The sequence below is a fragment of the Terrimicrobium sacchariphilum genome (assembly GCF_001613545.1).
In the GTDB taxonomy this organism is placed as follows: Bacteria; Verrucomicrobiota; Verrucomicrobiia; order Chthoniobacterales; family Terrimicrobiaceae; genus Terrimicrobium; species Terrimicrobium sacchariphilum.
In genome coordinates this window covers 2,618,998-2,638,985 of record NZ_BDCO01000002.1, presented here as the reverse complement: position 1 = coordinate 2,638,985, position 19,988 = coordinate 2,618,998, and the positions used below count along the sequence as shown (strand labels likewise).

The following is a 19,988-nucleotide window of genomic DNA, read 5'->3' as shown; positions in this document are numbered from 1 at the left end:
CCAGAGCGTCCTGCAAGCCCGTGTCGAAATCCCGTCGCCCATCCAAGAAAATACCCCCAAAGAAAAAGAAGGGCTGTCTGGGCGGATTATTCTGGCTGGGAGTCAAGGCCAGTGTGGTTTTCCTTCTCATCGCCGCCGTGGTATTGCTGGGCTATTACGCTTGGGCCCTGACTTTCGACCTCCGCACCATCAGCGACATGCGGCAACGTTCGGCCGTCTATGACAAGGATGGAAAGTTCTACAGTCGTCTGGCGGGCGAAAACCGCATAGTGGTGCCGTTTGACAAGATCTCCAATGACTTCGTCAATGCCCTCCTCGCCCGGGAGGATACCCGATTTTACTACCATCATGGCATCGACCCGGTGGGAATCGCCCGGGCTGTAGTGCGAAATTTCATCGGAGGCTTCCGCCTTAAGGAGGGTGCCAGCACGCTGACCCAACAGCTCGCACGCAACAGCTTCCCGCTCGGGGGGAAAAACTTCCATCGCAAGATGATCGAGGCCGCACTTTCCTATCGCATCGAGACCGAACTGACAAAGGAGCAGATCCTCGAGGCCTACATGAACCGGATTTATTTCGGGAGCGGATATTACGGGGTTGAAACAGCCAGCCAGGCCTACTTTGGAAAACCTGCCTCGCGTATGACGGTCGCAGAGGCAGCCCTTTTGGCCGGGCTGATTCGCAGTCCGAATCGGTTCTCTCCATTCAACGATCCGGAAAGGGCCACGCGCGAGCGAAATACGGTATTGGGTCGAATGCTCAAACTGGGGTACATCGACGAGGCACAATATCAGACCGCCCTCGCCACCAAGGTCATCGCCGGTCCACGCCCCCGCTCCACCCCTCAGGAAAACTGGGCGATGGACGCCATCGTGAGAGATCTGCAACTCGTGATCGATCAGGACCAACTCGATGAAGGTGGTCTCAAAATCTACACAACGGTCGATAGCGACCTGCAAAAGGCCGCTGAGGGCGCAGTCAAACAGCGGCTCAGGGAAATCGAGAAAGGCTCGGCCTTTAAGCACAAGACGTTCCACGCACTGACGAATGAAGAAATCGCCAACCTGGCAGCATCGCCCTTCCTCCAGGCTGCAGCCCTGGCCGTTGACAATAGAAGCGGAGGCATACGCGCCATCGTCGGGGGCAGGGATTACGAGTATAGTAAATTCAATCGCGCACTCCTCGGGCAGCGCCAGGTAGGGTCATCGATCAAACCTTTCGTCTACGCCAAGGCATTCGAGGCAGGGCTGCACCCAGGCGATCCCATCAACGACAATCGACTCGGCCCGGGTGATCTGCCTGCCGCCTTTCGCAAATACAATCCTGCAAACTCCGACAACACTTACCGAGGACTGCTTCCTGCGGCCGATGGACTCGTGCTGTCACGAAACACCATGTCGGTACGGGTGGGCCGGATCGCCGGTTTTGAAAATGTCGCCAACTGCATCATTCGTGCAGGCATCGCATCGAACCCACCTCGCTACCCATCGATCTGCCTCGGTGCATTCGAAGCCACGCTCAAGGACATGACTGCGGCCTATACGGTTTTTGCCACCGGCGGAACGAAGCTGCAGCCGTACCTCATCGAGAAGATCGTAGATGCGGAAAATAATGTGATTTATCGAGCGACCAAGGCCAGCGTACCGGTGCTGCCGGAGCAATCTGCTCGCATGACCTCATCCATCATGGAGGACGTCCTCATTCGAGGAACAGCCGCTCGTTCGCGAGCATTGGGACTCAGGCATCGCGCCGCCGGGAAGACCGGAACGACCAATGATTACCAGGACGCATGGTTCCTCGGCTTCGACGATCAGATCACCTGCGGCGTGTGGGTGGGCTTCGATGTGCCCGAGAAAATCATGCAGGGCGGCACCGGAGCCGAACTGGCCCTCCCCATCTGGGTCGATATCATCGAGGCAAACCGCTAGACCACACGCCCGAGTATATCCTCAATCTTGCTGAAGCCTCCCGCCCGGTGCAGGCAGGGGGACGAACATATCGAATCCCGCGATCACCAACACCGCCGCACATGCACGCGACGGTGCTTCAGCAAGCGCGAGGGGTCTCTGCTAACAGAGGCTAGCGGCGCATTGCCTGCTGAACATCGTAGGAGTTGCGAACGATGTCGAAAATGCGTTGGGCGGGGACCACCTTGTTCCCCACGTAATCGAGATTTCCATCGCGGCCGATCACGGCCACGGTGATCCTTGGACCAGCTTGGAAATCATATCCAGCACGGGGACCATCGGAAGCCACGGCAAACGGAATATTGGACCGGATCAGCCCTGGTTCCTGAGTGAACGCCGCGACGCAGATGATCTTCTCCGCGGCGAACCTCTGATACATCTTCTGCAACTGGCCGACCTGGGATCGAAACGCCCAACTCCTCGGGGTTGGCGCAATGATGATCACGATGGGCTGCCCCTTGAATGCCGCCGTGCTTTGCGGCTTTCCTGCGGAATCGATCCACTGGATCAAAGGCGCGGGACGCACGACTTCGGCAGAAACCGGAGCAGCCAACACCGCTAATGCGGCGAGAGCGAGGAGTACGCGCTTCATCAGATCTTCATCAACTCCGCTTCCTTGGTCTCGACATGCTTGTCGACGGAAGCCACGTATTTGTCGGTCATCTTCTGGATGTCCGTTTCGGCAACACGGAGATCGTCCTCCGTCAGCTTGCCATCTTTTTGGAGTTTTTTGGCTGCCTCCATCGCCTCGCGGCGACAAGCGCGTACACGGACTCGGGCATCCTCGGCCAGGGATTTAACAGTCTTGGCGAGATCGCGACGACGCTCCTCGGAGAGCTCCGGGATCGGGATGCGAATCAGCTTTCCATCGACGGCTGGCGTGATGCCGATCTTGGATTCGTTGATCGCGCGCTCGATGTCGCGAACCGTCGAGGCATCGAATGGCTGGATGACAAGCAAGCGGGGCTCGGGGGCGGAAATAAGCGCGAGCTGCTTCAGCTTCATCAGGCTGCCGTAGGCATCCACATCGAGGTTTTCCACCAGGGCGGGCGATGCTTTGCCGGTACGAATGGCTGCAAACTCGTGGAGCATGAACTCCACGGCTTTATCCATGCCTGCTTCGGATTCAAAAATGGCTTCTTCGAGACTCATACTTGTTTGTCGGAAACTGTGGTGCCGACTTTAGCGCCAAGTACGGCTTGGCGGATATTGTCCGGCTTGTTCATGTCCAATACGATGATGGGCATCCGATTGTCCATGCAAAGGCTAAATGCGGTGGAATCCATCACCTGAAGTCGGCGTGAAAGAGCTTCGCCATAGGTGATGTGGTCAAATCGTACGGCATCCTTGTGCAGCATCGGGTCGCGATCATAGATGCCGTCGACTTTGGTAGCCTTGAGGATGACCTCGGCGCCGATCTCATTTGCCCGCAGCGCTGCAGTCGTATCGGTGGAAAAGAACGGGTTGCCAGTTCCGGCGACGAAAATGACGACGTGCCCCAACTCGAGGTGTCGCGTAGCCCGCCGCAGGATGAATGGCTCGGCCACGTTGTTCATCTCGATGGCGGTTTGCACCCGCACGGAGATCCCCAGGTCCTCCAGGGCGCTCATGAGAGCCAGGCCATTGATGACCGTGGCGAGCATCCCCATGTAATCGGCCGTAGCGCGATTCATCCCACGATGGCTGGCCGAGAGACCGCGCCAGATATTCCCGCCTCCGATTACAATGGCGAGTTCAACGCCAAGTTCTTTAACCTCGCGGATTTGCGAAGCGATTGACTGGACGATCTGAGGTGAGATGTTGTCGCGGCTGCCGGGCTCCCGGAGTGCCTCGCCGCTGACTTTTAAAACAACACGCTTGTAGCGAGGATTGGTGGACATGGACTGCGCGGATAAAAACGCATCCGAGGCGGCAAGGAAAGGCAAATGTATGTACCGCAGTGCGTATTAGCACCTCAGCCGAGACGGCTTCCGACCGTCAACGGGTGGCCCAGCAAATATTGATGAGCCGCAAGCCGTTTCCCCCCAGGTGCCTGGACTTGCAGCAACAAAATGCCCCCCTCGCCCGCTGCAACGAGGATTCCTCGCCGGTCTGCTTTCAAAACCGTACCCGGCTCTCCGCGGAGGTTTCTTGTCAGAGCGGAGCGATGGATCTTCAACACCACCGCCTGACCACCCTGGTCGATGGTCGTGAAGGCCCCCGGCCATGGGGTGAACGCCCGGATCTGCCGATCAATCTCCCTGGCGCTGTGGGTCCAGTCGATCCGGCCGTTTTCCCGGGAAAGCTTCGGTGCATAGGTGGAAAGCTCGGAGTCCTGAGGAGTCATCTGCAACGTCCCGGCCTGAAGCTTCGCCAGCACCTGCAGCAGCAAGCTTGGCGCCTGTACTCCAAGGCGATCGTGCAGTGAGCCGCCAGTCTCATGACGATGCAAATCAAATGCCTCCTGCACCAGAATCGGGCCGGTATCCAGCCCCTCATCCATTTGCATGATGGTCACCCCGCTCTGGGAGTCTCCAGCCAAAATCGCCGCCTGAATAGGTGCTGCTCCCCGATGCCTGGGAAGCAGAGATGCATGAATATTCCAGCATCCATGCCGTGGGGTTTCCAGCACAGTCTTGGGAAGGATCTGGCCGTAAGCGACGACGACTGCAAGATCGGCTCGCAGTGCTTTCAGTTGCTCAATCTCTTCCGGGAGACGAATCCTTTCCGGCTGCAGTACCGGCACTCCCAGCTCCTGAGCCACGAGCTTGACGGGCGAAGGCCGCAGTTTCATGTCTCGCCCGGCTGGCCGGTCCGGCTGGGTGTATACCGCCACCACGTCATGCCCTTCGGCAACAAGGGCACGAAGCGAGGGCACACCGATTCCGCCGGTGCCCATGAAGACTATTCTCAACTGCGACATCGCAGTGTGAATGCCGCTTTAGGCGCGTATAAACAAGTGTTTATCTCTTTCTCGCGGGAAGATCGCTCAACTCGCCTTTTCGGTAAACTCAACCGGACTCTGACGGCTGGCGACGATCTCGGAGAGAATCTTGTTCAGCACCAGAATGGGCGGTTCCATCGCGTCGATATTCACGATGCGCTCGGCACCGTAGTGGTCGAGCACCGGCTTGGACTCGTCCTCGTATGTTTTAAGTCGACGTCGAATGACCTCCTCGTTGGCATCGTCGAGACGATTGTCCTTGATCGCCCGTTTTTTCAGGCGAGCAACCAGCTTGTCGCGATCCGGGCAGCTCAAATGAAAGATCTTTCGCACATCCAGGAATGGCTCGAGAAGCTCCGCCTGACGGACATTGCGCGGAATGCCATCGAGAACGAGGAAGTCGATGTCGGGTTTGAACTCATGCGCATCAACGCACTGTTCGATGCGCACGCGCCAGAGCTGAACGGTGACTTCGTCCGGGACCAGTTCGCCGCGGCTGGAATACTCAATGAAGGCCTTTCCGAGCGGAGTCCTCGTATCGATCGAGCGAAAAACATCGCCGCACGCACAATGAAAAAAACGCGGGATCGAGCCAAGAGTGCGGCCTTGAGTGCCTTTGCCGCTGCCGGGAGCGCCAAAGATCAGGTAGGTTCTGTATTTGAGGGACACCCCAAGGACACTACCAACGACAAGAAAGAGGCGCAATCCTGCAAAAGTTCATTGACCCTGCAAGCCATCGCGGTGATTTTGGACCTTTGCCCCTAACCTCCTCTGACACCCTCCCACACCGTGGCCCATAACGAAGATTACATCGTTGAGATTCTCCAGGATGTCGGCCTGATCACCGGCAGTCAGCTCGAGGACGCCCGTGCCAATGCGAGCGACGGAAACGTGCTCAAAGCCCTCGTCGACGCCGGAGTCCTCACTCAGGAAGACATCACCCGGACTCTGGCCGCCCAGAACGGGATGGAATTTGTCGACCTCGCCTCTGTCGCTCCGCCTCCAGATGTCCTCGAAATCGTAAAGGTGGACGACGCCCGGCGTTATCGTGCGGTACCCGTGGCTCTGCATGAGGATACTCTTGTCGTCGCCGTCAGCGATCCGCTGGACATGCAGACGATGGATGATCTGTCTTTCGTTCTTAATCGCGATGTTGAGTACGTCTGCGCCACGCCGGACGCGATCGCGAAAGCGATTCAGGATTTTTACGGGACCGGGGATGAAAATGCCGGCCAGGATGACACGATGTTCCTGGGTGACTCGGGAGACATCGAGACAACCGAGGGTGACGCCCCCATCATCAAGATGGTGTCGATGCTGCTCCTCGAGGCCTATAACAATCGGGCATCCGATATTCATCTTGAGCCGCTGGAGACGAAATTCCGCGTGCGGTTCCGCATCGACGGCGTGCTCCAGGAGATGCAGAGTCCGCCAAAGAAGCTTCACTCTGCCATCATCAGCCGACTCAAAATCATGTCGGGTTCGATGAGCATCGCGGAAAAGCGCATCCCGCAGGATGGTCGCATCCAGGTCAAACTCGGACAGAAGGCTCTCGACTTGCGCGTCTCCAGCATCCCGACGGTCCATGGTGAAAGCATCGTCATGCGTATCCTGGACAAGACCTCGCTCATGCTGGGTCTGCCGGACCTTGGTTTTCTTTCTGATGATCAGCTCAAGTTTGAGCGGCTGATCAATCTCCCAGACGGCATCCTGCTCGTCACCGGCCCGACCGGATCGGGCAAGACAACGACACTCTACGCGTCGCTGCACTACATGAACAAACCGGACCGCAAGATCATTACGGTCGAAGATCCGGTGGAGTACCAGCTTAGCGGCATCAATCAGGTGCCGGTGAATTCCGAAATCGGAATGACTTTCCCTGCGGCTCTGCGCTCGATCCTGCGCCAGGCGCCAAACATCATCATGATCGGTGAGATCCGAGATCTGGAGACGGCGAGTATCGCCATCAACGCCAGCCTCACGGGTCACCTCGTGCTCTCGACGCTACATACGAACGACGCTCCTGGCGCGATCGCGCGTCTGGTCGACATCGGCATCAAGCCATTCCTCGTTTCCAGCTCAGTCCGCGCAGCTCTCGCCCAGCGACTCGTCCGGCGCCTGTGCCCGAACTGCAAGCAGCCCACTGAACTGACGGAATATGAATCCCGTACACTTCGTATTGATCCCGGCCAGTTGGCCGAGTCCTCCGTGATGAAACCGCACGGGTGCGAATCCTGCCGGGGCAAGGGGTATAAAGGACGCCGTGGTATCTTTGAGTTATTCCAAATCGACGACGAAGTCCGGCACATGATCATCAATAACGCGACGACAGTGCAACTCCGCGCTCGCGCTCGCGAACTCGGCATGCGCACGCTCCGCGAGGACGGCATTCGCAAGGTTCTCTCCGGTATGACCACCGCCGAGGAGGTCATCACCACCACCATGACAGACTCCGACTAACATGGACGCCAAACAAGTCACAGACATCTTCGTCGAGGCCGGCTACCTGAGTCCGGAAACGGCCCACTCTTTTGTGCAGGAAGTCGCCACGACCGATCGCCCGATCGAAACCGTGATGATCGAAAGCGGCCTGCTCAATGAGGCCCAATTTTATCAGGTGATCGCCGATTCGCTCGGCACAGAGGTTGCCGATCTGGCGCACTTTGACGGAGCTTCGGAGATCCTTCATCTCATACCTGGCGGTCTGGCTCGCTTGCATGGGGCCATGCCCATTGGGGCCTCGCAGAATACGATATACGTGGTGCTGGTTGACCCGATGAACGCACAGGCCGTCGAGGATTTGCGTTTTGCTCTCGGCCGAGAAATCCATCTCATGGTCGCGCCGCCTTCAAAGGTGCGCTCGATGATCGATGAGTATTATGGCTCCGAGGCGACCAGCCTTGACGACGTTCTCTCGCAGCTAGGTGACTCGGCCGAGCTCACTCTCCGCGAAGGAAACGAGGAGGAGTTCAACGCCCAGGCTGCCGCACAGGAGGCCAACGCCGCGCCGATCATCCGCTTCGTTGACCTGATCCTCGACAAAGCCATCGCAGCGCGTGCCAGTGATATTCACTTCGAGCCGTTCGAGACGGAATTCAAGATCCGCTATCGAGTGGACGGTGCGCTCTACGAGATGGACCCGCCGCCCCGGCACCTCGCCCTGCCCGTCATTTCGCGCGTCAAGGTCATGTCCAATCTCAACATCGCCGAGCGTCGCCTCCCGCAGGACGGTCGTATCCAGCGTGTCGTGAATGGCAAGCAGATCGACCTTCGTGTATCGACTCTGCCAACAGCCTTTGGCGAAAGCGTGGTGCTCCGCGTGCTCGATCGCTCCAGCGTGAACCTCGATCTCGAGAGTCTCGGCATGCCCGAGTATATCTACAACTACATCCTCGAGGTTATTGAAAAGCCGAACGGCATCTTCATCGTCACCGGCCCGACAGGTTCCGGCAAGACGACGACACTTTACTCCTGCCTTCGGAAGATCAACACCATCGACACCAAGCTCCTCACCGCTGAGGACCCGGTGGAATACGAGATCGACGGCATTATCCAGGTGCCCATTAATGATGCCATCGGAATGACGTTTGGCCGCATCCTTCGCGCATTCCTGCGTCAGGACCCCGACCGCATTCTGGTAGGAGAGACTCGTGATACCGAGACGGCTCAGATTGCCATTCAGGCGTCGCTCACCGGCCACCTTGTCTTCACGACACTCCACACGAATGACTCTACCGGTGCCGTCACCCGTCTCATGGACATGGGTGTGGAGCCGTTCCTCATCTCGGCTTCTCTTGAGTGCGTGCTCGCGCAGCGACTTATCCGCCGTATCTGCACCTCATGTCGCACGCCCTATGAACCGACCGAGCAGGTGCTTCAGTCACTGGGCTTGTCGGTACACGACATCGGCGACAAAAACTTCTACTTTGGCAAGGGCTGCGACGTCTGCAACAACACCGGTTACAAAGGCCGTAAAGGCATCTACGAACTGCTGAAAATCAGCGACCCGCTTCGTGAGATGATCAACGATCGCGCCCCGGGCGTCGTGATGCGCCAAAAGGCCATCGAACTCGGCATGACCACCCTCCGGGAGGATGGTCTCCGCTCGATCTACGACGGCCTCACGACCATCGAGGAAGTCGTCAAGTACACCTAGGCCCGGGCGAGCTTCTCCGCGACCTCGCGGGCAAAGTACGTCAGGATCATGTCCGCACCCGCTCGCTTGATCGCGAGCAGCGATTCGTCGCGGGTGCGCTCATAGTCCAGCCAGCCGAGCCTCGCCCCGGCATGGATCTGGGAATATTCTCCGCTCACCTGATAGGCCGCCAACGGGAGGTCTGTCACCTCGCGTACGGTGCGAATGACATCGAGATATGCTCCAGCTGGCTTCACCATCACCATGTCGGCTCCCTCGGCTTCATCCAAGGCAATCTCACGCACGGCCTCCATGGCATTGGCCGGGTCCATCTGATAGGTTGCCTTGCTGATGGCATCCTTGCCGATCTTGCTCCCGACCGCATCCCGGAAAGGCCCGTAGTAGGCCGAGGCGTATTTGGCTGCGTAGGAAAGGATGATCGTATTCTCAAAGCCTGCAGCATCGAGGGCAGCACGTATCGCCCCCACCCGGCCATCCATCATGTCGGACGGAGCCACGATATCCGCACCAGCCTCAGCCTCCTTGACAGCGAGTTCGCAAAGAATCTCAACCGTCTCGTCATTGACCACCTCTTTCTCGTCAGCGCTCAGCACTCCATCGTGCCCGTGACTCGTGTAGGGATCGAGTGCAACATCGGTCACGATGGTCAACCCGGGGATGGCTGTTTTCACCTCTCTGACGGCCGCAAACAGGACATTCCGCACGTCCAGCCCATGAGTCCCTCGGGCATCTTTCAACTCCGGGGCGATTGCTGGAAAGATTGCCACCGCAGGAATACCCACCGCCCACGCAGCCTCGCACTCTGCCACCAGTCCCGCCACAGGCAAGCGGCGGACTCCCGGCATCGACGCGATCTCCACCGCCTCTGCTCCGGCATGAACAAACAACGGGTAAATGAAAGAATCCGGAGTGAGCACAGTTTCGCGAACCATGCGACGAATGGAAGCAGTGCGGCGAAGACGACGAGGACGGATGGGTAGGTTCATTCTAGCTGCCAGGGTGATCGAAAAGTTGAGTATCACCCCCACCCCCGCCCTACGCCAATTCTTTTCCCCGCAGCCGAGGAGGCTGGAGAGAGCGGCAGACAAAAATAATACAGGCTGCGAGAACCATCGCCGCGATGGTGACGGATTGCCCCAGCTCAGGGCTACCCGTTCTCTGGGAGATGAATCCGATCAGCGTCGGGCTGAAAAAGCCGCCCAGATTGCCGAAGGAATTGATCAGCGCGACTCCCGCGGCCGCTGCCGAGGCATTAAGAGCTGCCGCAGGCATGGCCCACTGCACCGCATCGATGGACATCACTCCCGCTGCGGCAATTGAGATGCCGGCCATATCCAGAACCGGATTGCGAGTAACCAGGCAGATGGAGAAACCGACCGCTGCCACGAGTGAGGAAACGATCGCATGCCATCGCCGCTCTCCAGTGCGATCGGAACTCGCTCCAACCATGAGCATGACGACCGCAGCCACCGCCCACGGGATCATCGAGTACAAACCGATATCGATGGGCGTCTTCACGCCGAACTCGCGAATAATCTGAGGCATCCAGAATGACAACCCGTAAAGACCCATTGCCGAGCAAAAGTAGGTCGCGCAGAGTTTCCAGACAACCGGTCGACGGAAAGCTCCCCGGATCGTGTCAGGCGCACCGAGGCGGCCACGAGACTCCTCCTCAAGCGAAATGGTGCTCTCGACGAGCACTTTCTCCGATCCACTAAGCCAACTGGCATCCCGCGGACGATCGGGCAGACACTGCCAGACCCAGATTGTCAAAAGGAGGCATGGGGCACTCTCCAGAAGGAACAGCCACTGCCATCCATGCAGGCCACCGAACTCGGCAAAGCTCTCAAGGATCCACCCCGAGACCGGCCCTCCCAAGATTCCCGCTACCGGCACCCCCAAGAGAAACAGGCCGACGATTCGCGCGCGAAGGTCCACCGGAAACCACCACGTGATGTACAACATCACACCCGGAAAGAATCCAGCCTCGGCCACTCCAAGCAGGAAGCGAACAAGATAGAAATGCCAGGGGTCTCGCACGAGGGCCGTGGCAGCTGACACAGCGCCCCAGCTTAACACGATACGAGCGAACCAAAGACGCGGCCCGACCTTGTAGAGCGCGAGGTTACTCGGAACCTCAAAAAGAAAGTACCCCAGAAAGAAAACCCCGGCTCCAAAACCATAGGCCGCGTCGCTCAACCCAAGATCGGCGGACATGGTGAGAGCAGCAAAACTCACATTGATGCGATCGAGATAATTGACGAGAAAGCACCCGACGAGAATCGGCAACAAGCGCCAGCAAATCTTCCTGTAGACGGGATGCATGTCGGCGCATCATGCATACCCCCGGAAACCTGTCACGCCTGGTATCCAAGAGGGCTGGAGAAGTTTTCGATAATTCCCGGATAAAAATTCCTTGCCTCCGGAGCGATTCTCCCCCATTTTCACCCGTCCTGCACGACCCTATCGTCCAGTGGCCTAGGACACCGCCCTTTCACGGCGGTAACACGGGTTCGAATCCCGTTAGGGTCGCCATCTTTCTGGCAGATGCACACGGCTTCCACATTTGATGCCACGACGACAGTGGCGAAATAACCGCTCCCATCTCGCAGAGCGCTTTTCAGCGCCAACCTTCCGACACCGATTGGTGCCAGGAAAAAAAGATTTCCCGTGGGACCTGGGCACCCGTCTCTAAGCGCTGGCATCAACCAGCAATGACACGAAATGCAGGAAAAAGCGCGTATTCGTTAGCATCCTCGGAGCCTGGCAAGGCCGCAGCCGTAATACCCTGGATTTACTGCCGGGCGCTCATCAGCACTCAAACCCTGCAAAGGCAGGCATGTCTTCTCGCCGTGTGGTCTTGCGATTCTCCGAAAGCGTCATCATGCGTGAGAAGCGCATCTCCATCATATACCCACGTATTCCTTTCTACCTTGGACCGATTCTTATGGAACCGATCCCTAAAAGAAAAAGCCTGTCCTTAGGCAGCATTAATTTTCGGGAAGCTTTCCATAGATTTCAGCCCCTTACAGCGGCAGATATCTTCCCTCGCAAAGGAGCAACCTATCCTGCTCTTCAGCTCTTTGTCGCCTTTTGTAGATTCTCTGCCCTCCCATTATTCGATCAACCAGGGGCTCTGCCGTTTCGCATCTGCGATTTCCTGTCCGAGGTCTTTACGGGGCCAAACTTCGGGGCACTCCCACAGGAGCTTATCGACTTCCTGAGACCTCAGCGGTCCTGAACCCGGGTCTCCGCGCCCGGAGAGTAGGATCTGAGTTTCGCGGCGCGATCCCGATTTCTTCCCCCCAGAGCGGCATACCGCGACGGCAAGATGAGGGTCCTTTCTTCTCCCATCCCCGATGAGACTCGGATACCCGCTTCAGGGCGCGTCCTGAGTCTTTCCGCACCTTGCGGGACGATTCCTTCCCGCTATGGACAAAAGAAATCCGGTTTCCGAAGGCAGGATTGTAATTAGCGAACGAGGAATCGGCGAAATCAGCGACTCGGAAATCGAAAGACGAGCCCGGGAGATCGCCCTAGCGGACGGTCGAGCGGAGGCCACCGATGCTGATCTCGCGAGAGCACGTGAAGCTCTCGAAGCGCCAGGGCCGCCACCACCTCCTGAAGAAGTCGAGATGGAACCATATGAATGGGGAGTTCCTCCCAACTCGAGCGGCAGCAGCGCGACTCGTCTGATACCTGAAGATGAAGACAACCCGGGAGAAAAATTGATCCAGGAGGGCTTGGAGGAAGCCGACCACGACCAGCGGGTGGCCGCGTCAAAAAACGTCGGAGAGGAATAAAGGAATGCTACTCGGATTCTGATAGCGGTCCAGCCCTGCTGGCAATGCCGCGCAGGCTACGAAAATCGTGCAGTGCCGAACGGCAGGGCTTGAATTCCCTTCCCCGGCACACTTCAGAGGCGTCTGCCCATCTGCGAGCGACAGCGTAGGGTTTGGTTCCTCCCGCTGGGCTGTTCTCGGAAGGGATGGTGAAAATGAATTTACTATTTTCCTGGCAATCGATGTAGCGCACTTCGAGCGTATCTACACCTCCGCGAGTGTTATAAAAGACATCGAGGGGGGCGCACAGTTCCCTACAGGCTGAAACGCCGGATGGCAGGCAATACGCAGTGATGCCCCACCCGTATGGCGATGCCATATCGATCGAGACGCCATGCGATGTCTTCCTTCGGGATGCCCGGTATGACGAACGACGCCACCCTTGGCCTTTTTGGCGGCGGTAGCGATCGGGCGAACGCCGGGGATGGCAGATAGGACGGCTGTCGCTTTCTCGAAGAAAGAGTGCTCGTCGTCGGCGATCGATGGGATCGCCAACTTGAAAGAGATAGTCAATAGCGGCTTCATGGCCAACCACTCCGGCAATATCCGGCGTTCCCGCCCTAAATTTCTCTGGAGGATTTTGAACGACAGTCTTCTCAAATCGGAAAGACGGTCATCGGACCCATCGAGGCGAATATTTTCTCCCTCAAAGCGTGCCTCCGCCCCCTTGTCATCTACGGGGAAAAGCATCCCGGCCAGTTGCCTTTGAAGGCGAAGTTATTCCCGCCTGTTCAGATATTCGCCACGGGCTTGCCTCTTGGCAATGAGTCGCCCATGCTTCACGGAATATGTCGTAAGGGGATTGCCCCAGACGTAACTTGAGTCGATACCATGAGCCGCCATCAACATCACCATCACGGAAAACCCCGTCAGCAGGAAAGCCGGGCGACTCCCTTTCATCGGGACAAGCGCTTGATTGCCGCGGTCGTCCTGATGCTGATCGGCATCCTTGTTTACGTACTGACGATGGACGAAAGCGTTGAGCCAGTCCCAGCGCCCGACGCACCAGTCCAGGCACCCGCCAACTCCTGAAAAGTATCCGCAGCGATGCCAGAGAAGCAGTCAGAAGCGGAATGGAACGATCAACTGCCGGGAATCATCCGGGCATGTATCGTTGCTGTCATCGGCGGCGCGTTGATCGGTGTCATCGGTGCCGCCTTTCGCGCCAGCCTCAGTTGGTTGGGACAACGCCATCTGGAATTTGTCGACTGGGCGCACGGTTGGCCGCTCCTCGGATGGATTTTTCCCGTCGCACTGGGTACAGTCGGTGTCGCCATCGCGCGGCTAATGATCCGGCCACACCCGCTGGCATCGGGCTCCGGAGTCCAGCACGTCGAGGCGATCATGCGAGATCAAGCCGAGCCAGGCTCCCTCTGGATCGTGCCGATCAAGTTTTTCGGGGGATTGCTCGCCATCGGCTCCGGCCTGGCTCTCGGTCGAGAAGGCCCTACCATTCAAATGGGAGCGACGATCGGTGCCGCGCTTTCCAAGAGCCTGAAATGTCCCAGGATCGTCATGCAGGAACTGCAGGCCGCCTTGGGAGGTGCCGGCCTCGCCGTCGCATTCAATGCTCCGGTCGGCGGAGCTCTTTTCGTCTTTGAAGAAGTTGCGCGCTCTTTCCGCCTTCGCCTCACTCTGGTTACATTGATAGGCTCCGGTACGGCTATCGCAGTCATGCGCATGATTCTAGGCAGTACATCCGATTTTCTCGTGAAGCCGCAGGAGGCCGGTGCGCCCTGGACCCTCGGGGCATTCCTCATCCTCGGCTGTCTTCTTGGCCTGCTAGGGGTGCTGTACAACAAGATCACGGTATCCGGACTGGAAGTGTTTGCCCGCTGCTCACGCTGGCCTGTGGAGGTACGTGCAGGTATCGTCGGAGCGATCGTAGGCCTCGTGGCATGGTTTTTTCCCCGTTTTGTCGGCGGCGGAGATGGTCTCTCCCAAGAAATTCTTTCGGGAGGCATGGCGCTCGGCCCTCTCATCATCATCCTCGTGGTGAGATGGTTTCTGGGACCCCTGAGCTACTCGGCCGGTACGCCGGGGGGCTTGTTCTCTCCGTTGCTCCTCGTGGGAGCATGTTTTGGAGCGATTTTTGCGGGACTGGTTAATGCGATGATACCCGAGCAGGCATCTGTTTCAGCCGTGGCCTTTGCCATCGTCGGTATGACGGCTTTCTTCACGGGCGTCGTCCGTGCGCCGGTTACCGGCATTGTTCTCATCGCGGAGATGACAGCAACCACTGCACTCATGGTTCCGATGCTGGTGGCATGCTTTGGCGCCATGCTGACAGCCTCCATCGTGCGCGGAGAACCAATTTACGACACGCTTCGCCGACGCATGCTCGAGTCGTTTCCCAGGTATTAGGATTGTCCGGGGAGACCCATCCAGCATTTTCTATCCCTGTGGGGCATGTCGCTCCTTCGCGCGGAAATCGTCCGTAAGCATTCCCGCAAATCCCCAGTTTTCCTCAAGGACTTCCTCGATGACGATGTGGATGTGCTCGGGCTTTTTACCGAGGGTATTGACCAGGCTCGCCGTGAAATCCGCCACGAGTCGCTGCTTTTGTTCACGGGTTGCCCCCTTGGTGATCTGAAGATTGACGTATGGCATATCGCCGTCAGCAATACCTCATCCATTCGTCGAAAGCCAAGGAAGGCAGGATAAAATCCAGGTATTTCCGTCAAACTCCCTCGACCCGTAAAGCACAGCCATTCACCAAGGCTTCCGAGACCTTCTTTCTAGCCCGGTTGACAATGCGATCAAAGGTCTGTCGCGAGACCCCCATCCGCTCAGCGGCATCGACATTATACAACCCCTCGTAATCTGCCAGTCTCATGGCTTCAAGTTCGTCTGCGGCAAGTCGAATCTCCCGGATCTCTCGCAAAGGAATGCCCGCTGGTTTGAAATATGTGGCGGGAGGTAGATGAGCGATCTTGCGCGGACACGAAGGGCGAGGCATACGAGTCATATTGGGCATAAGCGCATTTGAACCTCATGTCAACCTGCCCGCCTGGCAATTCCCATCCCGGGGCATAGGCAATTGACCAATTGCGATATGAGCATATGCTCGATAATGCATGGAAGACCGACTTCCCCTCCTCCGTTCCTCTGCGGGACGATACCCGCATCCCGCCATCACCAGCCATCATCAATGCTTCGCTTGCGGAAAAGAAAATCCGGACGGCCTCAATCTGCGTTTTGCAATCAATCCGGATGGCGTTGCCGAGGGAGCATGGCAGCCTCTGCAAATATTCAGCAGCTATCCAGATCGTATACACGGGGGTATCCTTGCCACCATGATGGACAGCGCCATTGTCCATGCCTTGTTCGCTCGTGGAATCGCCGGCGTAACCGCCGAACTGACTGTCCGATATCTGCATGGTGTTGGTTTCGACTCAGCCATAACAGTGCGAGGCTGGGTTGAAGCATCCCGCCATCGGATCTACCAATGTCGGGCCGAAATCATCCAGAAGGACAGGCTTGCCGCGCGAGCATCAGCCAAGTTCATGGAGATCCGTGAGGGAACTCCTCAGGGTAAAGAGCTCTCCACGGATATACGGTCGTGTCGCCCGTGATGCCCCCTGCCATCCCTCTCCCCTGCCCGCTCGGAAACGGGCAGGAAAGTCAGCCATATCAGAATAAACACGCCTGCGCCGAATCCTGAGCCGAGGAGCCAAAAGCGACGCTGGCTTGCGACCTTCCATATCCATTGCCAGTGCATCCAAAGATGAACCATGAGCAATGCCAGGAAGGCATAGCTGCTCCACGTGTGCAGATCCCTCCAATCATGGCGTTCCATCCCAAGTGCTTGCAGACCAGAGCCGCCACGGGAACCCGGCAACAATCGAAAGGCGAGAAGGAAACCAGTGCCAGCCAGAAAGCAGAGCGTTAACCAAAGGAGTAGATTAAGAATGCGATTGGCGTAGGTTCTCATAAGTTTTTCGGGCTGCGGCAAGTTGAACCGCGCGTTGTCCAGTTTGAGCCTCTCGTTGCGATCAGACTACCCACGGGCTTTCCGATGCGGTCGGCTATGATCTCGCACTTCACCGTAAAAAGGAAAACCACCGGCGCGCGAACCTCGGCTAATGTTTCATAGTTCCCCTGCCCTTTTGCGACAATCAAGTCAGCTGTTGCAAAGAGGGTGCGAAACTCCTCGGAGCAGTCGTCCAGAATGGTTCCCGGCGCATCCGAACCATTCGACACCACGGAGGCTATCTTTAGGACACCAGCCATAGCCGCATCCTCCATCAGCGCGTCATTGAGGATCGGCCCTCCCCGGACCGCCATGGTGACTTTCTCGGTGGGCAGGGTTTCAATGAGCAGCCGATCAAAGACAATTTCTCCCGCATTGTCTGCGAGGTAAAGTATTTGCGTCGCGCGGTCCGCGAGCCGAAAGAGATCGTGCGGATCGCCCACCAAAGGACGCGTCCATAACGAAGCCAGACGAGGAATATCCTCCGGCTGCATACTGGTCTTCGCCGCGGAATCGAGCAGGTTCCCGGCCGCAGCCAGCCGTATCACAGTCTCCCGCGCGTTTTCCGATTTCAGCATTAACTCCCGCCAGACGGGCATGCCTTCGAGGGCCGCTCGATTCATCCGCTTCTTGATGGACCGATAGGGATCCCCGTTCCCGGTTTCTTCGCGAACAATTTGATGAATCATTTGAGCCATCGCTGGAGAGGATCGATCCCAATCGGTTTCGGCCAGGGCGCGGAGTATACGCTTCAGTATCGCGGGGCGGCGCTCCGTCCGCTTTTCGCTCAAAGCTACGGCTTCCGCAGCCTGGCGAACGAGGCACGGAAGGCACTCGAGTGCCGGTTGCATGGCTAGACCATCGCTCCTTTCCCTTCCCACAAACAGGCCATCATGGCAGAGCGAATCTCCCTACTGTCGAGATTTCGCCCGATAAAGACGGCCTGAGTTGAGCGAGCAGCCTCCATCCATGGTTGTCCCAAGGCCATCTGGAACATCCCATGCACCCCTTGAAAAAGCACCCGCTCCTGCATTCCCTGTATTGCCGCGATACCCTTGCTCCGGAAGAGATCAGCAGAATGCTCCATGACAAATCCCTCCAGCCAGTGCTGAAAGCGATCCACATCCATCGCGCCGGGTAATTCGATGCTGACCGTCTGGATTTCGTGCCGATGCGCAGAGTCGCCCCGCGATTCATGCCCTCCGGCCTTCGAGCATCCTCCAACGCCACTCTCAATACGCATGAGATCAAATCCCCCGATATCCAGCACCCTGGCAGGATCGACCATAGCCGCCTCGGCGAGCAGATGAGGTGCCTTTCCGTTTACGTGTGTCACGGCCTGCAGAGCGTCTTGCAGTTCGCTCTCCGAAACCAAATCCACCTTGTTAATGACCAGCAGGTCGGCATATGCGATCTGCTCGCTGGCGTGTCCTTCTCCGCCGAGATGCTCATGAATATGCCTCGCATCGACCACGGTGACCACACCATCCAGTCGCAAGCACTCCTTGAGCACGGGATCTCCCCATATGGCATGGGCGACCATCCCAGGATGCGCAACACCAGTGGTCTCCACTAGCAAGCGATCATACCGGGACCTATACTTCGCGAGAAGTTGCAGGAGTCGTATGAATTCCTCGCGAGAGGTGCAACATGTGCGTCCCTTAATATTCTGCAAACTGCCGATATCGGTACGGAGTACCAGATGATGATCGATGGAAATCTCTCCGACCTCATTCTCGATCACTGCCACACGCGGGCGATCAAGACTTTCCAAGACATGGTTAAGTAGAGTCGTTTTACCGGAGCCCAGAAAGCCCGAGATTACAGTAATGGGAAGCCGATCATCCTGCTGTTTCATACGGAATTTATCTGCCAAATAAATGAGCATATGCTCATTTTGGGCGAGTAAATTCCGTTTCCCCGAGGGAAACCTCGGGCCGGACTGAAAAAAATCCGTCCGGTTATGCCGAATGAACCGCCTTGATTTCCCTCACAATCGGCTCAAGCGAGGCAAGCTCAATGGGTTTGACCAGATGATGATCAAAGCCCGCTTCTCGGGATCGCTCGATATCGTCGTTCTGCCCCCAGCCAGTGAGCGCAATGACGACCGGGTCTTTTCCCCAAGCCTGTTCTCGGATCACCTTGCAAACGTCGTAACCGTTGAGCTTGGGCATCGCGATATCAAGGAAGATGGCGTCCGGACGGTAAGCGGCAGCGGTGCGCAATGCCTCGACACCATCCGCAGCCGTCTCGGTTTCAAATCCCATGATTCCGAGCATCATGGCCAGGCTCGACGCACAGTCGCGATTGTCATCAACCACCAGCACTCGCCGTTTCTCGGAAATCCGCGGAGAATCCACGCCCGACGTTGCCTGCGGCAGGCGCACGATGAATTGACTCCCTGCTCCAGGCCCTACGCTGTGAGCTTCGACTGAACCTCCGTGAAGCTCGACCAGACCGCGAACAATCGACAAACCCAGCCCGAGGCCATCCTGGCCTCGCTCCAGAGAGTGATCTGCTTTCGAGAACAGCTCGAATATCTCACCGAGTTTCTCCTGAGGAATGCCAATGCCATCATCCTTCACGGAAATCTCAACTTCTCCGGATTCCCCATGTGCATCGACTTCGATGCACCCGTCCCGTCCGGTATACTTCACGGCGTTTTCGATCAGGTTGACCAGGATTTGCCTGATCCGCTTGGGATCACCCTCCACAAGGAGCGGTTCTGCCAACGGCGTAAATATCAGCTTCGGGCCGCCTTCCGCGAGCCGGGCGCCAATTGATTTTACCGACTCCTCGATAATACTCCCGATATTGAGTGTCTCGACCTTGAGCTCGACAAGCCCCTGCCGGAGGTTGCTGGCCTCAACGAGACCATCGATCAAACCCGAAAGCTGTTGCAACTGCCGGTCCATGACTTCAAGGGCCTCGTGGACAATTTTTGGATCGGACTGCGACCGTCGGATGATCTCCAGGCCATTGCGTAACGGAGCCAGCGGGTTTCTCAACTCGTGCGCCAAAACTCCCAAAAATTCGTCTCGGTACTTCTGATCCAGGGGAATGATATTTGGGTCGATGGGAGATTTCATGAAGGTCGTCGCTGCCTCGGGGAAAACGACGCAAGAAT

Annotated in this window: 21 protein-coding genes, 1 tRNA gene and 1 pseudogene; 8 read left to right on the top strand and 15 right to left on the bottom strand. The window is 57.5% G+C overall.

Features of this window, described 5'->3' with window-relative positions:
* The first annotated feature begins 20 nt into the window (after positions 1-20).
* On the top strand, positions 21-1,928 hold the full coding sequence (locus tag TSACC_RS12360; RefSeq protein WP_075079573.1) for a transglycosylase domain-containing protein: 1,908 nt from the start codon (positions 21-23) through the stop codon (positions 1,926-1,928).
* 151 nt (positions 1,929-2,079) lie between these two features.
* Here the strand turns inward: TSACC_RS12360 and TSACC_RS12355 are convergent, their stop codons facing one another.
* From TSACC_RS12355 to TSACC_RS12335, 5 genes are all read right to left on the bottom strand, one after another.
* Positions 2,080-2,559 carry a thioredoxin domain-containing protein gene (locus TSACC_RS12355; protein ID WP_075079572.1) on the bottom strand — a complete coding sequence of 160 codons (480 nt, stop codon included), beginning with the start codon at positions 2,557-2,559 and terminating at the stop codon, positions 2,080-2,082.
* A complete protein-coding gene (gene frr, locus TSACC_RS12350) occupies positions 2,559-3,119 on the bottom strand; it encodes a ribosome recycling factor (protein WP_075079571.1) in 561 nt (186 codons plus the stop codon). Before frr ends, TSACC_RS12355 begins: the two co-directional genes overlap by 1 nt.
* The gene (pyrH, locus tag TSACC_RS12345; RefSeq protein ID WP_101927869.1) at positions 3,116-3,847 is read right to left on the bottom strand and encodes a UMP kinase; all 732 of its coding nucleotides are present in this window, start codon (positions 3,845-3,847) and stop codon (positions 3,116-3,118) included. Before pyrH ends, frr begins: the two co-directional genes overlap by 4 nt.
* Positions 3,848-3,921: 74 nt before the next feature.
* A complete protein-coding gene (fmt, locus tag TSACC_RS12340) occupies positions 3,922-4,869 on the bottom strand; it encodes a methionyl-tRNA formyltransferase (protein WP_075079570.1) in 948 nt (315 codons plus the stop codon).
* Positions 4,870-4,935: 66 nt separating this feature from the next.
* A complete protein-coding gene (locus tag TSACC_RS12335) occupies positions 4,936-5,559 on the bottom strand; it encodes an adenylate kinase family protein (RefSeq protein ID WP_075079569.1) in 624 nt (207 codons plus the stop codon).
* A 120-nt stretch (positions 5,560-5,679) separates the two neighbouring features.
* On the opposite strand from TSACC_RS12335, the gene TSACC_RS12330 reads away from it, so the two are divergent.
* Both TSACC_RS12330 and TSACC_RS12325 read left to right on the top strand, forming a co-directional pair.
* Positions 5,680-7,350 carry a GspE/PulE family protein gene (locus tag TSACC_RS12330; RefSeq protein WP_075079568.1) on the top strand — a complete coding sequence of 557 codons (1,671 nt, stop codon included), beginning with the start codon at positions 5,680-5,682 and terminating at the stop codon, positions 7,348-7,350.
* A 1-nt stretch (position 7,351) separates the two neighbouring features.
* Positions 7,352-9,046 (top strand): GspE/PulE family protein, encoded by a 1,695-nt coding sequence (locus TSACC_RS12325; RefSeq protein ID WP_075079567.1) that lies wholly within the window; start codon positions 7,352-7,354, stop codon positions 9,044-9,046.
* Here TSACC_RS12325 and hemB read toward each other — a convergent pair.
* Both hemB and TSACC_RS12315 read right to left on the bottom strand, forming a co-directional pair.
* Entirely contained in the window at positions 9,043-10,032 is a 990-nt protein-coding gene (gene hemB, locus TSACC_RS12320) for a porphobilinogen synthase (protein WP_075080722.1), read from the bottom strand. The genes TSACC_RS12325 and hemB overlap by 4 nt on opposite strands.
* Before the next feature lie 49 nt (positions 10,033-10,081).
* A complete protein-coding gene (locus TSACC_RS12315; RefSeq protein ID WP_237763960.1) occupies positions 10,082-11,338 on the bottom strand; it encodes an MFS transporter in 1,257 nt (418 codons plus the stop codon).
* 167 nt (positions 11,339-11,505) lie between these two features.
* Here TSACC_RS12315 and TSACC_RS12310 point away from each other — a divergent pair.
* Together TSACC_RS12310 and TSACC_RS12300 are read left to right on the top strand one after the other, a co-directional pair.
* A tRNA-Glu gene (locus TSACC_RS12310) sits at positions 11,506-11,581 on the top strand.
* Between the two features lie 896 nt (positions 11,582-12,477).
* Positions 12,478-12,849 (top strand): hypothetical protein, encoded by a 372-nt coding sequence (locus TSACC_RS12300; RefSeq protein WP_075079564.1) that lies wholly within the window; start codon positions 12,478-12,480, stop codon positions 12,847-12,849.
* 293 nt (positions 12,850-13,142) lie between these two features.
* Here the strand turns inward: TSACC_RS12300 and TSACC_RS22545 are convergent, their stop codons facing one another.
* Positions 13,143-13,319: an aminotransferase class V-fold PLP-dependent enzyme gene (locus TSACC_RS22545; RefSeq protein WP_153811512.1), complete on the bottom strand. Its 177-nt coding sequence runs from the start codon at positions 13,317-13,319 to the stop codon at positions 13,143-13,145.
* A 74-nt stretch (positions 13,320-13,393) separates the two neighbouring features.
* Positions 13,394-13,477, bottom strand: a pseudogene (locus tag TSACC_RS22750) (aminotransferase class V-fold PLP-dependent enzyme); the annotation flags it as partial.
* A gap of 242 nt (positions 13,478-13,719) precedes the next feature.
* On the opposite strand from TSACC_RS22750, the gene TSACC_RS12285 reads away from it, so the two are divergent.
* Both TSACC_RS12285 and TSACC_RS12280 read left to right on the top strand, forming a co-directional pair.
* Entirely contained in the window at positions 13,720-13,920 is a 201-nt protein-coding gene (locus TSACC_RS12285; protein WP_075079563.1) for a hypothetical protein, read from the top strand.
* Between the two features lie 15 nt (positions 13,921-13,935).
* Positions 13,936-15,252 carry a ClC family H(+)/Cl(-) exchange transporter gene (locus TSACC_RS12280; RefSeq protein WP_075079562.1) on the top strand — a complete coding sequence of 439 codons (1,317 nt, stop codon included), beginning with the start codon at positions 13,936-13,938 and terminating at the stop codon, positions 15,250-15,252.
* Positions 15,253-15,282: 30 nt separating this feature from the next.
* On the opposite strand, the gene TSACC_RS12275 is transcribed toward TSACC_RS12280, so the two are convergent.
* Both TSACC_RS12275 and TSACC_RS12270 read right to left on the bottom strand, forming a co-directional pair.
* Positions 15,283-15,498, bottom strand: coding sequence for a tautomerase family protein (locus tag TSACC_RS12275; protein ID WP_075079561.1), 216 nt, complete (start codon positions 15,496-15,498; stop codon positions 15,283-15,285).
* 70 nt (positions 15,499-15,568) lie between these two features.
* Positions 15,569-15,847, bottom strand: a complete 279-nt coding sequence (locus TSACC_RS12270) for a DUF134 domain-containing protein (protein WP_075080721.1) — start codon at positions 15,845-15,847, stop codon at positions 15,569-15,571.
* Positions 15,848-15,965: 118 nt separating this feature from the next.
* Here TSACC_RS12270 and TSACC_RS12265 point away from each other — a divergent pair, with 118 nt between their 5' ends.
* The gene (locus TSACC_RS12265; protein ID WP_075079560.1) at positions 15,966-16,463 is read left to right on the top strand and encodes a PaaI family thioesterase; all 498 of its coding nucleotides are present in this window, start codon (positions 15,966-15,968) and stop codon (positions 16,461-16,463) included.
* On the opposite strand, the gene TSACC_RS22745 is transcribed toward TSACC_RS12265, so the two are convergent.
* The 4 genes from TSACC_RS22745 to TSACC_RS12245 form a co-directional block, all read right to left on the bottom strand.
* Entirely contained in the window at positions 16,418-16,822 is a 405-nt protein-coding gene (locus TSACC_RS22745) for a DUF4405 domain-containing protein (protein ID WP_084400429.1), read from the bottom strand. The genes TSACC_RS12265 and TSACC_RS22745 overlap by 46 nt on opposite strands.
* Positions 16,819-17,712, bottom strand: coding sequence for a damage-control phosphatase ARMT1 family protein (locus TSACC_RS12255; RefSeq protein ID WP_075079558.1), 894 nt, complete (start codon positions 17,710-17,712; stop codon positions 16,819-16,821). Before TSACC_RS12255 ends, TSACC_RS22745 begins: the two co-directional genes overlap by 4 nt.
* A 2-nt stretch (positions 17,713-17,714) precedes the next feature.
* Positions 17,715-18,719 (bottom strand): CobW family GTP-binding protein, encoded by a 1,005-nt coding sequence (locus TSACC_RS12250; protein ID WP_075080720.1) that lies wholly within the window; start codon positions 18,717-18,719, stop codon positions 17,715-17,717.
* A 103-nt stretch (positions 18,720-18,822) separates the two neighbouring features.
* On the bottom strand, positions 18,823-19,950 hold the full coding sequence (locus TSACC_RS12245; protein WP_169809626.1) for a hybrid sensor histidine kinase/response regulator: 1,128 nt from the start codon (positions 19,948-19,950) through the stop codon (positions 18,823-18,825).
* Positions 19,951-19,988: the final 38 nt, after the last annotated feature.

Bases quoted from the DNA above. Each gene is read 5' to 3' on its own strand.
- TSACC_RS12355 (WP_075079572.1), bottom strand. From the start codon at position 2,559: ATGAAGCGCGTACTCCTCGCTCTCGCCGCATTAGCGGTGTTGGCTGCT.
- frr (WP_075079571.1), bottom strand. From the start codon at position 3,119: ATGAGTCTCGAAGAAGCCATTTTTGAATCCGAAGCAGGCATGGATAAA.
- pyrH (WP_101927869.1), bottom strand. From the start codon at position 3,847: ATGTCCACCAATCCTCGCTACAAGCGTGTTGTTTTAAAAGTCAGCGGC.
- fmt (WP_075079570.1), bottom strand. From the start codon at position 4,869: ATGTCGCAGTTGAGAATAGTCTTCATGGGCACCGGCGGAATCGGTGTG.
- TSACC_RS12325 (WP_075079567.1), top strand. From the start codon at position 7,352: ATGGACGCCAAACAAGTCACAGACATCTTCGTCGAGGCCGGCTACCTG.
- hemB (WP_075080722.1), bottom strand. From the start codon at position 10,032: ATGAACCTACCCATCCGTCCTCGTCGTCTTCGCCGCACTGCTTCCATT.
- TSACC_RS12300 (WP_075079564.1), top strand. From the start codon at position 12,478: ATGGACAAAAGAAATCCGGTTTCCGAAGGCAGGATTGTAATTAGCGAA.
- TSACC_RS12285 (WP_075079563.1), top strand. From the start codon at position 13,720: ATGAGCCGCCATCAACATCACCATCACGGAAAACCCCGTCAGCAGGAA.
- TSACC_RS12280 (WP_075079562.1), top strand. From the start codon at position 13,936: ATGCCAGAGAAGCAGTCAGAAGCGGAATGGAACGATCAACTGCCGGGA.
- TSACC_RS12275 (WP_075079561.1), bottom strand. From the start codon at position 15,498: ATGCCATACGTCAATCTTCAGATCACCAAGGGGGCAACCCGTGAACAA.
- TSACC_RS12270 (WP_075080721.1), bottom strand. From the start codon at position 15,847: ATGCCTCGCCCTTCGTGTCCGCGCAAGATCGCTCATCTACCTCCCGCC.
- TSACC_RS12265 (WP_075079560.1), top strand. From the start codon at position 15,966: ATGGAAGACCGACTTCCCCTCCTCCGTTCCTCTGCGGGACGATACCCG.
- TSACC_RS22745 (WP_084400429.1), bottom strand. From the start codon at position 16,822: ATGAGAACCTACGCCAATCGCATTCTTAATCTACTCCTTTGGTTAACG.
- TSACC_RS12255 (WP_075079558.1), bottom strand. From the start codon at position 17,712: ATGCAACCGGCACTCGAGTGCCTTCCGTGCCTCGTTCGCCAGGCTGCG.
- TSACC_RS12250 (WP_075080720.1), bottom strand. From the start codon at position 18,719: ATGAAACAGCAGGATGATCGGCTTCCCATTACTGTAATCTCGGGCTTT.
- TSACC_RS12245 (WP_169809626.1), bottom strand. From the start codon at position 19,950: ATGAAATCTCCCATCGACCCAAATATCATTCCCCTGGATCAGAAGTAC.